General features: G+C 42.2%; 14 protein-coding genes. 7 read left to right on the forward strand and 7 right to left on the reverse strand.

Annotation, left to right across the window (positions count from 1 at the left end; genetic code table 11):
- The coding region (locus MUCPA_RS28945) for a tetratricopeptide repeat protein (protein ID WP_008511368.1) at positions 1-392 on the reverse strand (392 nt) is incomplete at its 3' end.
- 236 nt (positions 393-628) lie between these two features.
- Between MUCPA_RS28945 and lon the strand changes: the two genes are divergently transcribed.
- The 6 genes from lon (at position 629) to MUCPA_RS28985 (ending at position 8669) form a co-directional block, all read left to right on the forward strand.
- Entirely contained in the window at positions 629-3103 is a 2475-nt protein-coding gene (gene lon / locus MUCPA_RS28950) for an endopeptidase La (RefSeq protein WP_008511369.1), read from the forward strand.
- Between the two features lie 89 nt (positions 3104-3192).
- On the forward strand, positions 3193-4161 hold the full coding sequence (locus MUCPA_RS28955; protein WP_008511371.1) for a lipid A deacylase LpxR family protein: 969 nt from the start codon (positions 3193-3195) through the stop codon (positions 4159-4161).
- 1533 nt (positions 4162-5694) lie between these two features.
- The gene (locus tag MUCPA_RS28970) at positions 5695-6357 is read left to right on the forward strand and encodes a hypothetical protein (protein WP_157544005.1); all 663 of its coding nucleotides are present in this window, start codon (positions 5695-5697) and stop codon (positions 6355-6357) included.
- A gap of 26 nt (positions 6358-6383) precedes the next feature.
- Complete coding sequence (locus MUCPA_RS28975; RefSeq protein ID WP_157544006.1) at positions 6384-6641, forward strand: helix-turn-helix domain-containing protein; 258 nt, start codon at positions 6384-6386, stop codon at positions 6639-6641.
- Between the two features lie 32 nt (positions 6642-6673).
- Positions 6674-7045: a response regulator gene (locus tag MUCPA_RS28980; protein ID WP_008511378.1), complete on the forward strand. Its 372-nt coding sequence runs from the start codon at positions 6674-6676 to the stop codon at positions 7043-7045.
- Between the two features lie 847 nt (positions 7046-7892).
- On the forward strand, positions 7893-8669 hold the full coding sequence (locus MUCPA_RS28985) for an HAD-IIA family hydrolase (RefSeq protein ID WP_040628292.1): 777 nt from the start codon (positions 7893-7895) through the stop codon (positions 8667-8669).
- 299 nt (positions 8670-8968) lie between these two features.
- Here MUCPA_RS28985 and arfB read toward each other — a convergent pair whose 3' ends face one another.
- Positions 8969-9379 carry an alternative ribosome rescue aminoacyl-tRNA hydrolase ArfB gene (gene arfB / locus MUCPA_RS28990; protein ID WP_008511387.1) on the reverse strand — a complete coding sequence of 137 codons (411 nt, stop codon included), beginning with the start codon at positions 9377-9379 and terminating at the stop codon, positions 8969-8971.
- Positions 9380-9403: 24 nt separating this feature from the next.
- On the opposite strand from arfB, the gene cmk reads away from it, so the two are divergent.
- Entirely contained in the window at positions 9404-10093 is a 690-nt protein-coding gene (gene cmk / locus MUCPA_RS28995) for a (d)CMP kinase (protein WP_008511388.1), read from the forward strand.
- 299 nt (positions 10094-10392) lie between these two features.
- On the opposite strand, the gene eutC is transcribed toward cmk, so the two are convergent.
- Genes eutC through eat form a run of 5 tightly spaced genes read right to left on the reverse strand, consistent with a single transcriptional unit; the run spans position 10393 to position 14986 of the window.
- Positions 10393-11163, reverse strand: a complete 771-nt coding sequence (gene eutC, locus MUCPA_RS29000) for an ethanolamine ammonia-lyase subunit EutC (protein WP_008511390.1) — start codon at positions 11161-11163, stop codon at positions 10393-10395.
- Positions 11151-12542: an ethanolamine ammonia-lyase subunit EutB gene (locus MUCPA_RS29005; RefSeq protein WP_008511392.1), complete on the reverse strand. Its 1392-nt coding sequence runs from the start codon at positions 12540-12542 to the stop codon at positions 11151-11153. Before MUCPA_RS29005 ends, eutC begins: the two co-directional genes overlap by 13 nt.
- A 16-nt stretch (positions 12543-12558) precedes the next feature.
- The gene (locus MUCPA_RS29010) at positions 12559-13083 is read right to left on the reverse strand and encodes a hypothetical protein (RefSeq protein WP_008511395.1); all 525 of its coding nucleotides are present in this window, start codon (positions 13081-13083) and stop codon (positions 12559-12561) included.
- On the reverse strand, positions 13084-13629 hold the full coding sequence (locus tag MUCPA_RS29015; RefSeq protein WP_008511397.1) for a restriction endonuclease: 546 nt from the start codon (positions 13627-13629) through the stop codon (positions 13084-13086).
- A gap of 10 nt (positions 13630-13639) precedes the next feature.
- Positions 13640-14986, reverse strand: coding sequence for an ethanolamine permease (gene eat / locus MUCPA_RS29020; protein WP_008511399.1), 1347 nt, complete (start codon positions 14984-14986; stop codon positions 13640-13642).
- Positions 14987-15034 lie beyond the last annotated feature (48 nt).

A 15034-nucleotide genomic window follows, 5' to 3' on the forward strand; every position in this document is an offset into this window, starting at 1 on the left:
TTAATGGTAGTGGCCTTGGTTAAATCAACAATAGCCCCTAATAAAAATTTCTCTTTATCGGCCGGCGTGGCCTGCACATCCCTTGCCGAATAGCTTTTTGCCATGGCCCTGTAGTAATAAGCAGAGCAATCGGTAGGTTTTATTTCTACCACCTTGCAATACGTTGATATGGCTTTTTTGTAATTCTCGCTGTGATAGTATGAGTATCCCAACATCCACAAAGCGTTTGCATTTGTTGAATCTACCACGCAGGCTTTTTCCAGGTGACGCACAGCTTGCTTAAAATCGCCGTCCATTAAAGCCTGTTGACCTAATTTTACATATGCGTTTTGAGCTTGCGCGACATCAAGTGAAGAAACAATTAACAAAGACAGAATGACTGATAATCTCATCAGGGGTAAAACTATATTAGGCGTTCAATATAGTAGTAAACTCTTTTCGTACCAAATTATTATGAATAGTACTAAATAAAATAATTAACATTTATTGCCGATGGATAAAAGCTTGGCACAGCTCTTGAAACATTAGCACATTAACCGTAAGTTAGTCAAAAACTACAAATAATTGCCTGATTTTATAAAACAGGCTGACAACTTGACGTTATTTACTAAATATAACAGGATACTCCATGAGTTTTGATCCATTTGATTTTAAGAACGCTTTACCGATAATAAACGAAGATTCCGAGTTTTTCCCACTGATGTCGTCAGAAGATGAAGAGGAAATGAATAACGAACAGCTACCCGAAGTATTGTCAATATTACCGCTGCGAAATACCGTGTTGTTTCCGGGCGTGGTAATACCCATTACTGTTGGCCGTGATAAATCCATTAAGCTGATACGCGACGCCAACAAAGGCGACCGCATGATAGGTGTGGTTGCACAGCAGGATGTAGGCATAGAAGACCCTAACTTTGATCAGCTGCACCAGGTTGGTACCATCGCCCTCATTATTAAAATGCTACAGATGCCCGATGGTAATACTACCGTTATACTGCAAGGCAAAAAACGCTTTATGCTGAAGGAGGAGATACAAAGCGAGCCTTATATCAAAGCCACCATACAACCCTTCCAGGAAGTTAAATCGAAAGAAGACAAAGAGTTTAAGGCCACTATATCATCCATTAAAGATATGGCCATGAGCATTGTACAGCTTTCGCCAAACATCCCGAGCGAAGCCGGTATAGCCATCCGCAACATCGAAAGTACTTCTTTCCTGATCAACTTCATATCATCCAATATGAATGCTGATATGGCAGCCAAACAAAAACTGCTTGAAATTAGCAACCTGCGCGACCGCGCCAAATTAATTTTGGAGCACCTTACCGTAGAGATACAGATGCTGGAGCTAAAAAACCAGATCCAGAGCAAGGTACGTACCGATCTGGATAAACAACAGCGCGATTACTTTTTAAACCAGCAATTAAAAACCATACAGGAAGAACTGGGCGGCAACTCGCCCGACCTGGAAATTGAAGACCTGCGTAAACGCGCCACCAAAAAGAAGTGGGCTAAAGAGGTAGGCGACCACTTTAAAAAGGAACTTGAAAAATTAGCCCGTACCAACCCTGCCGCGGCAGATTATTCGGTACAGATCAATTACCTGGAGCTGCTGCTCGACCTGCCCTGGAACGAGTTTACCAAAGATAATTTCGACCTGAAACGGGCCCAAAAAGTATTGGATAAAGACCACTTTGGCCTGGATAAGGTAAAGCAACGCATTATAGAATACCTTGCCGTATTAAAATTAAAACACAACATGAAGGCCCCCATCCTTTGCCTGGTTGGCCCTCCGGGTGTGGGTAAAACATCGTTGGGTAAATCAATAGCCAAGGCATTGGGCCGCAAGTACGTACGTATGGCCTTAGGCGGCATACGCGATGAGGCCGAAATACGCGGGCATCGTAAAACTTACATTGGTGCTATGCCGGGGCGTATCATATCGTCGTTAAAAAAGGCCGGTGCAGCCAACCCTGTATTTATTTTAGATGAGATAGATAAGGTTGGTAACGATTTCCGCGGAGATCCGTCATCGGCTCTGCTGGAAGTTTTGGATCCTGAACAGAACAGTACCTTTTACGATCATTATGTGGAGATGGATTTCGATCTGTCGAACGTGATGTTCATCGCGACAGCCAATTCACTAAGCACCATACAACCGGCCCTGCTCGACCGTATGGAGATCATCGAGGTAAATGGCTATACCATTGAAGAGAAAATTGAGATTGCCAAACAACACCTGGTACCCAAACAACGCGACGCACATGGCTTAAAAACCAAGGATGTTACGCTGAAAAATTCGGTATTAGAAAAAGTGGTTGAAGATTATACCCGCGAATCTGGCGTGCGGGCCCTCGAAAAAAAGATAGGATCGTTAGTGCGCGGCATTGCCAAAAACATAGCGATGGAAGAAGCCTACAACCCGCTGGTAAGCAAAGAAGATGTAGAGCGCATACTGGGCGCGCCTATATTTGATAAGGACCAATACGAAAATAACGATTCGGCAGGTGTGGTTACCGGTTTAGCCTGGACACAGGTTGGTGGTGATATTTTATTTATCGAGGCCAGTTTAAGCCCTGGTAAAGGCCGCTTAACCTTAACCGGCAGCCTTGGCGATGTGATGAAAGAATCGGCCACCATAGCCCTGGCTTATCTGCGGGCGCATGCAGCATATTTCAACATCGATCAGAAATTGTTTGAGCAATGGGATATCCATATCCACGTTCCGGCAGGCGCTACGCCTAAAGACGGCCCATCAGCCGGGGTTACCATGCTCACGGCCCTAACATCGGCCTTTACCCAACGGAGGGTAAAATCGCACCTGGCCATGACTGGCGAAATTACCCTGAGAGGTAAAGTATTACCCGTGGGTGGCATCAAAGAAAAAATACTGGCTGCCAAACGCGCCAATATTAAAGAGATCATCCTTTGCAAATCAAACGAAAAGGATATCCTGGAGATTAAGGAAGACTACATCAAGGATATGCAATTCCATTACGTTAGGGAAATGCGCGAGGTAATTGAGCTGGCATTATTAAAACAAAAGGTAAAAGAACCTCTTGACCTTACCGTTAAGGAGGATTTGAAGCCGGTTTTAAATTGAGGTGATAATTCAAATATTACAAATATATTAGTTATAAATGCCGGTTTTTCAACCGGCATTTTTTATGTTAGCGAATTATTAAATTCCAAATGAAGTTCTTCCCGCTTTTTGTTATTTCATCGGTAATACTACTTTCAACAGCGTTTGCCCAAACTAAAACCTATAAAAACGAAGCCGGCTTTCAAACCGATAACGACGGCATACTGGCGCAAGGGTCTGACAGGTATTATACCGCTGGCGATTTCTTCTTTTTTCATCATGCCCTAAAAATCAACCATCCGGATAGCTCCAAATTAGAAAACAAAGTACTGGGGTTTGAAATAGGTCAAAAAATATTTACCCCCCAAACAGCATTCCTGGATATGCCCAACGCCGAAAGGTATATCGACAGGCCCTTTGCCGGTTATTTATACTTCGGCACAACGTTAAATTTACTTTACAAAAACGAAAGTAACCTTAAACTACAAGGGCAGTTAGGCTTTATTGGGCAATACTCGTACGGTAAACAAATACAGGAATTTATACACCGTACCCTGGGATTTTACAAGCCAGCCGGATGGCAATACCAAGTTCAAAACGATTTTGAAGTTAACCTTTCGGCAGAATACAACCGCCTGCTGGCCCGTGGCTCCTCGGTGGATCTTACCTTTAACAGCAACGCGGCGCTGGGCACGGGCTTTACCAACGCGGGCACGGGTGTAACCGCCCGCTTCGGCAAGTTTAACCAACTGTTTAATTCTATTAGTACAGGCAGCACGGTATCGCGCAGCGGTAAATCAAAACCCTTAAACGATGGCGAATTCTTTTTTTACCTTAAACCGTCGATCAGCTTTATTGCTTACAACGCCACCATCCAGGGCAGCATGTTTGAAAAACAACCCGGCGTTAACGAAATAAGGGGCACCAAACAACCCGTTATGCTGAGCCAGCAACTGGGTGGAGATTTTGTAAAAGGCCACTGGATTATTGATCTTTCTGCCGTTTTCCAAACCCGCGAAACTAAGGAGATGGTGCAGGCCCATCAGTGGGGATCGGTATCGGGAATCTATCGTTTTTGACCACTGATTTTAAGGATGATTATTTTGATTCTGTTGATTACTGTTGGGATTTCACCGATTAGATTTTTGATTAGACCGATTTTTGACCGCTGATTTCAAGGATGTTTTTTTTGATTACGCCGATTTTGGAGCATTAATTGGTGAAGAAACTGATTTTGGATATATTTTGCAAAGCGCTGATTTCTTTCGTTGTGGTGATTACGCTGATCCCTTTTTCTACTGTTCTGATTTTCTTTTTTTTTAATTATGCTGATTTTACTTAGGCGATAACACATATTTAAAGCAGTGATGTTAAAACACCGTGCATAATTATTCTGGTGTGCATCCAAAAAACTAAACAAAATGAGCCCAACATACGTAATAGCGGTATGCTGGTTTTCATCATACGTAAAAGTTCGGGTAGCCACTTCAATTTAACGCATTTTTTCCATCAACAAAATGCGAACATATTATCCTTTGTACTTCAGTTACCACCCTAAATATTAATTAAGTTTTGATTTTTTTTAAATCAAACCGCATCATGTGGATAACTGTTTTTTTCCTGTTTTTGCATAGCCGAATAATCACAAATATTTTTTATTGGGCGCCTGGTTTAATAAACTTTGATTATTTCAAAATCATTCTCGTATTACCCTTTTTGTCAAAGCATCGATCACAACAAATCGATAATATCTGGCCTTTCCAGGTCTGGCTTGATCTTTTTCAACCGGATGCTTCAATAATATTCCCCTATCTATTTATAAAACAAACACATCCTACTACCATGAACACCAAATTAATTTCACCGCCCTTAGCGCTGTATGGTATTACACAAAACACCAGCAATGCAACCCCGGCCTCCTACTGCCTTCACCCGATTAAATTCATTAAAACCCTCTTGACCTGGATCTTATAAATTTAAAATTTAACCCGGTTAATATGAATAACTATTTTAAAACGCTGTTTTAAATAACTGAATAGTTACAAATTTTTAATATTCATTTTGCACCGGGGCAAACAAATCTGAGTTACACCTCAACAATCCCCATGCTTTTCGATATTAAAGAAACGATCATTATAAACTGGTTAGCTAAGCTCTGGGCTTTTTGCGCCTAATTTGGCCCTATTTCAGCCCAATGCTTTCTATAATATTGCGCTATCTATTTATCATAAAAAACATCCTATCATGAACACCGATTTAACTTCGCTGCCTTTAGCACTATACCGTGTTAAGAAAAAATGGCGCAATTGCAGTCTTACTCTCTACTGCATCCGCCTGTATAAATTCAAGAAGCCTTTTTGCGCAGGCTATCGGCAATTATTGCCTTAAGTACCTGAAAGTTAGTTGGCAGTGGGATAATGATGCTCAACAAAAGCATCTCATCAACCCCACCAACAACTACCCAACCTATTAAAAATCAGAAAGTTATATTTTTTTTAACATTTTGCCCAATTGGCAATGGTTAGCAGCTTGTAATATTAAATTTCATGTCAGCGTCTATCAAAAATTTAAAAAAAACGCCCGCAAGGTGGCAAAAAGTTTATCTCCGTAAAATGGAACCAAATGTTTATCCCCGTTATTACCGGCGACGACCAGGTTTTTCTCAAGTTGTTTTCGATCATCATTTTTATGTAAACGAGGAACATAGCTGGAGTGAGGTTTTTTACGAACAAGTTGATATTGGCTTTTGGTTACTGGCTCTGGAAATTAAGGGAAAAAGTAACAATCATTACATTTTACACCCTAAAAAATCAACGGTAAATTATTATTCGATCAACTTCTTTTCTACTCCGGGGCGAATAGGCTACCAGGAAGACAACAACGTACGATGGATAAGTGGCCAGGTTAGTTTTCACGGTCCCAGTTCGATCTACAACCTTTACCAAGAAAAAGACGCAGTTTTTAATTGCTGCCGCATGATTTTCACTGCCGCGTACTTGGCACGCCTTATCAATATCAAAGAGGATCATTTGTCAAACATTGACCTCCAAAGCAACATGGTGATAAACGCGATAAACAATCTCAATCGCATTACTACCAAAGCCGAAGTTTTTTTGCAGCTCCGCCTTTTTAACATTTTAAAATACGAACGTGGAAAATATCATTTCCGGCCCTCCGTTTATAGTGACGTTTTTGAACTGACCGCTTTTTTTTTAAACTATCTGTACCGGAAAGGACCTCGATTGCGGATAGAGGACGTCCCCATGCAATGCTAAAGGCGGCCAAGATTCTGGAAGAACAGATGACACAAAAATTCCCCGGGGTGAATGCCTTAGCCACAAGCGTACAAGTATCACCATCTAAATTAAAACGCGATTTTAAAAAAGAGCATGGTTTAACTCCTCTTGAATACTTCAGAACCCGGCAAATAATTTATATAACAGGGATGCTGAACGGAAGACAAAAAACAATAAAGGAACTGGCAATGATGCTGGGATTTAAAAAAATCAGCGCGTTTTCGGTATGGTACCGGAAAATATCCGGAACAGATATTATTTGATGCCATCAATTCAACTAATCAACAAATATGATATGGGAGAAATAATGACAATAGGGATTGTTGATGATAATTCGATTTATCGTAAACTATTGATAAAAATACTACAGCTCGGCGGTTTTTCGGTAATCTTTCAGGCGGAAGATGGCATAGATTGCCTGTCGAAAATGGAGAGCAACCCTTTGATGCCCTGCCTGGTACTGATGGATATTGAAATGCCCGTGATGGATGGGTTTGAAACAACGCGCCAACTAAAAATTCGTTGGCCGCATCTCAAAATCATAGCCCACTCATCCATTGATGATATTGAAGCTATTGAACGGATTATGCAATGCGGGGCAGATACATTTTTACCCAAGCCTTGCTCCATCAACCAAATGATGGCTGCTATTAAAGAATTTCAATAATGGTGACTACAAATAAATTGTCAATTCAGTATATGCAGAAAACTAACCATGAAAAAAAACATTGTTCAGTTCATTTCCATAAAATCCAAAACCATGATTGTGATTTTGCACTCAAACAATAAAGGAAAAAAAGCTAAGTCATACATTAAATGGCTTAGCGATAACCCAATAAAAAAAGTAATGAAGCCGATAATTCGATTGGTATGGATCGGCCAAAGCTAAAAACGGCTTGCCTATCTGTTAAGTTTTAAAATTACTTAACAAAATATTGAATATGATGAGCACATAACCAGGTATGGCAGGTATTACAACTACACAAACATGTTATCCAAAATCGCAATAAGCTCAGCCTTATCCTCTAAAGGCACATGCCGGGTCTGGATTAATGCTTACCTATTGATGTGTATTCGCTATTCAAAATCAGAAAGCAGAATAAATAAATCAGTAAAAGTATGTTTTTTAAAAATTCACACTAATGACACGCCGTTACTTTAAACTCTCGCCAAAAACAAAACGCTTTACCGTTAGGTGCTTAACAATTGCTTTCTTTTTGTTTAAAAAAATCATCGGCGCAATAATCTCTGTCATATTTTTTTTAACAATGGTAATTACTTGCTGCCTATGCTCGCCATTTTATCTGATTATTTATTTGATGGGTTCGTCTAAAGATGAATACTAAAAAGAGGCTGATATAAAAGTTATCTATAGGCTAACCAATAAGTAAGCTATTAGGCTTAATTAATTACCTACGAGCGTTAATCATAGTTTGATTTGATAATTTTTTATTAAAGATAATTGCATAATAAAAATTAAAATGACTACAGTTGATACAAATAAATATAAAACCATGAAAAACGGACTTTTAATTGATATGGATGGTGTAATTTACAGCGGCGAAGAGATGATTATCGGCGCTGATAAATTTATAAGTGGCCTTATTTCGAAAGAAATTCCATTCACGTTTATGACAAACAACAGCCAGCGTACCCCACTGGATGTAGTTAGAAAATTAAAACGTTTGGGAATTGACATTTCTATTGAACACGTGTTTACCAGCGCCATGGCAACTGGTAAATTTGTTGCGGATCAAAGCAAAACTGGTACCGCCTTTGTATTGGGCGAGGGTGGGTTACTGAGCAGCCTGCATGATAACGGCATTACGTTGGTTGATTCAGAACCCGAATTTGTTATACTGGGCGAAGGCAGAAACTTTACGCTTGAGATGGTTCAGAAAGCCGTAGATATGATTTTAGCGGGCGCAAAATTTATTACAACCAATCGCGATCCTTCACCACAAAAGCCGGGCTGGAACAATTTAGGAATTGCCGCAACAACTGCGATGATAGAGGAGGCTGCAGGCACTAAGGCCTTTGTTGTTGGAAAACCCAGCCCGGTAATGATGAGGTCTGCACGCAAGTTTATTGGTTTGGAAACCGCTGGTACAACAGTTGTTGGTGACACCATGGAAACGGATATTCAGGGCGGTGTACAGATGGGGTATAAAACAATTTTAGTACTTTCAGGCATAACTAATAAAGTGGACTTAGGTAAATATGCTTTTAAGCCAGATATGATAGTAGGATCGGTGGATGAAATTGAGCTGCCGCTGAAGTGGTGGCAATAGTAAAAGATTTAAAGTTATATCAACAATGGATCGAAATTACGGCAAAGCATCGGCGCCATCAGCTGTTCGAAAGCCAAATGAAACTTTCTATTTGATTTTTGACGTTGATTTTTAACAGCCGCACAAAAAAAAGATAATTAGCTACAGAAGCACCGGGTGTTAAAAATTAAATATTGGCGCAAGCAACAAAACTCTAATTATTTGAAAGCCCGGCTTAGCACCTTACTCAAAAACTGATGGTTGAAATCACACACCAATCCGTGAAATTTTAAATACACCAACCGGTGTAATCAAAAAATTTAATCGGTGTAATCCCTCTTTCTATTGATCTTCTTTAATGCGGCACGGCGTTTATCATCCAGCCTTGCCAGTTTAGAGGCCTTGGAGGGTTTGCTGGCTTTTCGTTTTTTGGGCTGATGCAGGGCGCGCGTTAATATGTCGTTCAGCTTATCGAGGGCGGTTTCTTTGTTGAGGTACTGGGAGCGTTCTTCGTCGCAAATTACTTGTAAAAAGCCATCTTTGCTTAAACGCGATTGCAGGCGGGTGCTTAGCAAAAGTTTCTGTTCATCGGTAAACAAGGTAGAATCCTGGATAGAGAAAAGCAGTTCCACCTTGCTGGAAACTTTGTTTACATTTTGGCCACCCTTACCGCCACTCCTGGAAGTTTTAAAATGTACATCTCTTTGCAGGTCGGTTTTAGTAAAAGTCATTCCAAAATTATAAATTTGTGCTTAATGAGTAACAATATTGTAATCGCTATCGACGGTTATTCCTCTTGCGGGAAAAGCACCATAGCCAAAGCCTTAGCTAAGAAGCTTCATTTTATTTATATCGATAGCGGAGCCATGTACAGGGCCGTTACTTTATATTTTTTGCGCAATAATATCGATTTAAAAGCCCCCGAGCAAATTACGGCAGCGCTAAAAAATATTCACCTTAACTTTCACTCGCGCGATTATGAAACCCATATTATGCTGAACGACGAGGAAGTATCTGAAGAAATACGCCTGATGCCGGTTTCAGAAAACGTGAGCACGGTTTCGGCCATCCACGCTGTACGGGTTGAAATGGTGAAACAGCAGCAACGCATGGGCAAATCGAAAAACATTGTGATGGACGGACGCGATATCGGTACCGTGGTTTTTCCCGATGCACAGCTTAAACTTTTTATGACTGCCGACCCCTTGGTTCGCGCGGAACGACGATTTAAAGAACTAACCGCCAAAAACCCCGAGCTAACCCTGGAAGATGTTTTTGATAACCTTGCCCACCGCGATTACCAGGACACCACCCGCGCAGAAAGCCCATTAACACGCGCCCACGACGCCATTATATTAGATAATACCAACCTTACCCCCGATGAACAACTCGCTTTTGTTGTTGAAAGGGTAACGCCTTTTTTGAAAAAGCAAGCTGAGTCTTGAGCCGGGAGTTCTGAGTTCTCAGTCTTGAGTCCGGAGTGTTGAGTCGGTAGCTTGTTAGTTAGCCGTGAGTTTGGGGTTCAAAAGCACGGCTTCCGGATATTGCCCGTAACTCGGATTTAGAAACTATTTGATTTAAAACCCCAAATCCAAACTAAAAACTTAATAATCAAAACTATAAACACAAGCTCCTAACTCTAAGCATTGTACTACTGGGCTCTGGGCCTTTAACACTCGACTTCTGACTCAAGACTCCCGACTCAGAACTCAAGACTCCGGGCTCAAGACTCCGGGCTCAGAACTCAAAACTCCAACAAACCAGCGTTATCCTTCAAATCAACCCCGGTTAGTTTTCTTTTCAGGGCTTCGCTGATGAGGTAGACTATTTTATCGGCGGCAGCCGATGGCGGTAAACCGTCGGGGCGGATATTGGAGATACAGTTTCGGCTTTCGTCGGTTAGGCCGGGTTTGGGGTTATAGGTGAGGTAAGCGCCCATGCTATCCGGCGAGCTTAGGCCGGGGCGCTCCCCTATCAGTATCAGCGATAGCCTGGCGCGGAAAGCATAACCTGCTTCGTCGGCAATGGCTACCCTCCCCTGCTCAATCAAACTTAAAGGGGCCAGTGTTAAACCTGCGTTTAGCAGCTTGGGTAAAAGTATTTGCATCAGCTCCACAGCATATAAATTAACAGCCGCTGCCGATAAGCCATCCGCAATCATGATGGCTACATCGCTATGGGTAACATCGCAGGCAGCCAATTGAGTCAGCGACTCCTCGTTGAGTTTCCGGCCATAGTCGGGGCGTTTTAAATACTTCGCCCTGTTGGATGCTTTGCTGTGTAAATGGTAAAGCGGCAGCTTAAACTGCTGCAAGTTTGATGTTATACCCTCTACATCCAGTACAGAATAAACCGCATCACGGGCGTGGGCATGAGCCAGTTTAAAATCAAGCAATTCGTTAAGCGGAATGCTGTTGCCTGTGCGGCCTATGGCGATACGCGCGGCGGTAAACTCGCGCAGAGCCGCCCACGAGCCATCATCAACCACCGGTACTTTTTTATTTACTTTAGCCATGCCGATCCGTAATTACCGAATAAATTGTCCGGGTTAGTGTGCTGATGCAGTAGACCACTCCCATCAAAAATACCTTGTTTAATTAACCACTGCTCAAACTCGGGCGCGGGTTTTAAACCCAACACCTTGCGTAAATATAAAGCATCATGGAAAGAGGTCGACTGGTAATTCAGCATAATATCATCCGATCCGGGTATGCCCATCACAAAGTTACAACCGGCCACGCCCAATAAGGTAAGCAGGTTATCCATATCATCCTGATCGGCTTCGGCATGGTTGGTATAGCAAACATCCACACCCATGGGTAAACCCAGCAGCTTACCGCAAAAATGATCTTCGAGCGCGGCGCGGATAATCTGCTTGCCATCATACAAGTATTCTGGGCCGATGAAGCCAACCACCGTATTCACCAGCAAGGGCTTAAATTGACGGGCAACAGCATAAGCCCGTGTTTCGCAGGTCTGCTGATCAACCCCATGATGCGCGTTTGCCGATAAGGAACTGCCCTGCCCGGTTTCAAAATACATCACGTTGTTACCTACCGTGCCTCGTTGCAGCGATAAGGTTGCCTGGTAAACCTCGTCCAGCAAAGCCAGGTTTACGCCAAAACTGGTATTGGTTTGCTCGGTGCCGCCGATGGATTGAAAAGCCAGGTCGACAGGGGCATTTTGATTGATGATCTGCAAGGTTGTAGTGGCATGGCAAAGCACACAGGATTGTGTGGGGATATCAAATTGCTGCCTTACATTGTCAATCAAGTTCAGCAGTTTAATCGTCGAAGCTGGGCTATCGCTGGCCGGGTTGATGCCAATTACAGCATCGCCACTGCCATAAAGCAGGCCATCTATCATGCTGGCGGCAACGCCTTTAATATCATCTGTAGGATGATTAGGCTGCAAACGGGTTGAAAAATGGCCGTGCAAACCAATGGTATTTCTAAACCGGGTAACCACCTCGCATTTTTTTGCTACCGCGATTAAATCCTGGTTGCGCATCAGTTTGGATACGGCGGCAGCCATCTCGGGCGTAATACCCGCCGCCAGGTGATGCAAGGTTAAGGTATCGGTTTCTTCGGCTAAAAGCCAATCCCTTAGTTCGCCCACGGTTAAATGGCTAATGGGTTGAAATGATGAGTTGCTATGCGTATCTATAATGAGCCGTGTTACCTCATCGTTTTCATAAGGTATAATGGCTTCGTTTAAAAATACCTTCAGCGGTACATCGGCCAAGGTGATCTGTGCGGCCACCCGTTCTTCGTAACTATCGGCAACTAAACCGGCAAGTGCATCGCCCGAGCGGTACGGACTTGCCTTAGCCAATAAGATTTTAAGATCGTTAAACCGGTAAACCTTACTTTTAATGGTGTGCTGATAAGCCATACATCAAGCTATTACATCAATTGATAACCGGATGATGCTTTAATATTTCAATTAAATTCTTAACATCGCCGTGAGCAGACAGCTTTAAAATATCATCCTGACTAATGGTATTCAAAATTTCTTCTTCCGTGATTTTAAATGATTTCAATACATCATCAGGAATATAACGACCTAATGCGATATCGTATTCTACTCCTTTCATTTTAGCCAATCGGCCAATTAAATCCGGGGATTCAAATAATATGGATGCTACCTGCGGCTTAACTAATATGATTTCCAACCTGTCGTCGTATCCGATATAACTTTTAATGAAATTTAATTTCTCTGAGATCTTTGATTCATCATTAGTATCAGCACTTAAAAAAAGAATAATGTTGGAATCTAAATTTTCAGGTTTTAAAATAAGCGTTTTACCTACCGACAATGCCGAAGAATATCCTCCACTATTAATTATTTTAGTGGTAACTATAAGTTCCGCCGGTATCAACATCGATAGTAGTCTTAGATCAAAATCACTTTCGGTAACTATGTAATGTTTCATTTACGCTTCTATTAAACTGTAATTAGATAAACCCATCTCTATACAATAGTTATATTTCTTTAAAAGTCCACTTTTAAAGCTTTTCTGATTGAGGCATTGTTCAATTTCTTTTCGCTCCCACAGCAAAATAGTTTGCGGAGAAGTATATTGAGCTAATATGATTGCCGGTTCTGTAAATCCGGATGTTGTAAAAATGGCACCGATGGTTCCGGATGGCCTCCTTTGTAATTGCGACCTTAGTTTTGATATCGGTTCAAAATTTATCGGATCAGCCTCATTTTTGCATTCAATTAAACATGCTATATGATCAAAATAAACAGCCCCATCAATTTGTTCTGAATTCATATTCTGAACTTTAACATCGTAAGGATATTTCACGGTCGCGCCCTCCAATTCAAATGCCCGGCATATCATCAACTCTAAAATTAACCCTTTATTATGATTAGACATCTCTGTTGTTTGCAATTTTGCCCATTCTGTTAAAAGACCGGCCGAGTCAGTTCTCCGAATACGTAAACTTATTTCACTTTTATTCTCATTCAACATACGTTCGAATTTATTCTAAATTAGCATCAGTCATAAAATCACCGCCTTGCTCCAGCATCGCTTCGCCGGTAATTCTAAGCATATGCTTACCCATCAGTATAAATAAAGCAATAACGGCCATCAGCCCCGCTAAAAAAACAACACTTAGCAGTGGGTTATAGTAAACAATGGCCACCATACATATTAAGGTAATAACAAGCGCAATAGCCGGGAATACGGGGTAAAACGGCGCGCTGAAAGGGCGCTCCAGGCCCGGCTCCTTTACCCGCAGGATAAATAAACTGAGCATACTCATGATATACATTACGATGGCACCCAATGCCGAAATGATGATGATCTGATCGGTTTTGCATTCATAAAGGGCGATACAACCTATGGCACTGCTTACCATGATTGCCCAGTGCGGGGTATTGAACCTGGTGTTTACGGTATTTAAAAAGCGGGGCAGATAACCGCTCCGGGCCATGGCGAAGACCTGGCGGGAGCAGGCCAGTATGGTACCATGAAAAGAGGCGATGAGGCCAAACAAACCTATTCCGGCGAATATTTTGGTAAGTCCGTTGGTTTTGCCTAACACAATCCCTATGGCTTCGGGCAGGGGATAGTCGATATTGCTGAGCTGATGCCAGTTGGTAACGCCGCCGGTTAAAATCATCACGCCGAAGGCCAGTAAAACCAGCGTGGCAATACCGGATATGTATCCTTTCGGGATATCTTTTTTAGGATTTTCAACCTCCTCGGCTACCATGGCCACGCCCTCGATAGCCAGGTAGAACCAGATGGCGAAGGGCAGCGCCGCAAATATCCCCTTCCAGCCGAAGGGCATACCATCGTGCAAAAAGTTACTGGTTTTAAACGATGGCGCTATGATGCCCATAAACAACAACAACTCGCCAACGGCCAGCACGGATATAACGGTTGAAAATACCGCCGACTCTTTTACGCCCCATATATTGAGGCCCATAAACAGGATATAGAAAAACAAAGCTGATGAAAACACCGCGATACCCGGATACAGAAAATGAACGTAGCTACCTAAACCGGCGGCTATAGCAGGCGCCACAAATATAAAATCGACCAGGGTAGCGTAACCGGCTATTAAACCGCCAATAGGCCCCATTGCCCGGTAAGCGTAAGCAAAGGCACCGCCAGCATGGGGTATAGCGGTAGTTAATTCGGTGTAACTAAACACAAAAGTGACGTACATTAACGTAACAATCAGCGTGGCTATTAAAAACCCAACCGTACCCGACACGCCCCAGCCGTAGTTCCAGCCAAAATACTCCCCCGATATCACCAGCCCAACGGCTATGGCCCATAAATGTACAGGCTTCAGTACTTTTTTTAGTTGTTGCACGAATATTAGATAAACACTAATGAGACGAATTTTAAATGGACACGAATT

This window comes from Mucilaginibacter paludis DSM 18603, assembly GCF_000166195.2.
GTDB lineage: Bacteria > Bacteroidota > Bacteroidia > Sphingobacteriales > Sphingobacteriaceae > Mucilaginibacter > Mucilaginibacter paludis.

Coding starts and splice junctions, on each gene's coding strand:
- lon (WP_008511369.1), top strand. CDS start 629: ATGAGTTTTGATCCATTTGATTTTAAGAACGCTTTACCGATAATAAAC.
- MUCPA_RS28955 (WP_008511371.1), top strand. CDS start 3,193: ATGAAGTTCTTCCCGCTTTTTGTTATTTCATCGGTAATACTACTTTCA.
- MUCPA_RS28970 (WP_157544005.1), top strand. CDS start 5,695: ATGGAACCAAATGTTTATCCCCGTTATTACCGGCGACGACCAGGTTTT.
- MUCPA_RS28975 (WP_157544006.1), top strand. CDS start 6,384: ATGACACAAAAATTCCCCGGGGTGAATGCCTTAGCCACAAGCGTACAA.
- MUCPA_RS28980 (WP_008511378.1), top strand. CDS start 6,674: ATGGGAGAAATAATGACAATAGGGATTGTTGATGATAATTCGATTTAT.
- MUCPA_RS28985 (WP_040628292.1), top strand. CDS start 7,893: ATGAAAAACGGACTTTTAATTGATATGGATGGTGTAATTTACAGCGGC.
- arfB (WP_008511387.1), bottom strand. CDS start 9,379: ATGACTTTTACTAAAACCGACCTGCAAAGAGATGTACATTTTAAAACT.
- cmk (WP_008511388.1), top strand. CDS start 9,404: ATGAGTAACAATATTGTAATCGCTATCGACGGTTATTCCTCTTGCGGG.
- eutC (WP_008511390.1), bottom strand. CDS start 11,163: ATGGCTAAAGTAAATAAAAAAGTACCGGTGGTTGATGATGGCTCGTGG.
- MUCPA_RS29005 (WP_008511392.1), bottom strand. CDS start 12,542: ATGGCTTATCAGCACACCATTAAAAGTAAGGTTTACCGGTTTAACGAT.
- MUCPA_RS29010 (WP_008511395.1), bottom strand. CDS start 13,083: ATGAAACATTACATAGTTACCGAAAGTGATTTTGATCTAAGACTACTA.
- MUCPA_RS29015 (WP_008511397.1), bottom strand. CDS start 13,629: ATGTTGAATGAGAATAAAAGTGAAATAAGTTTACGTATTCGGAGAACT.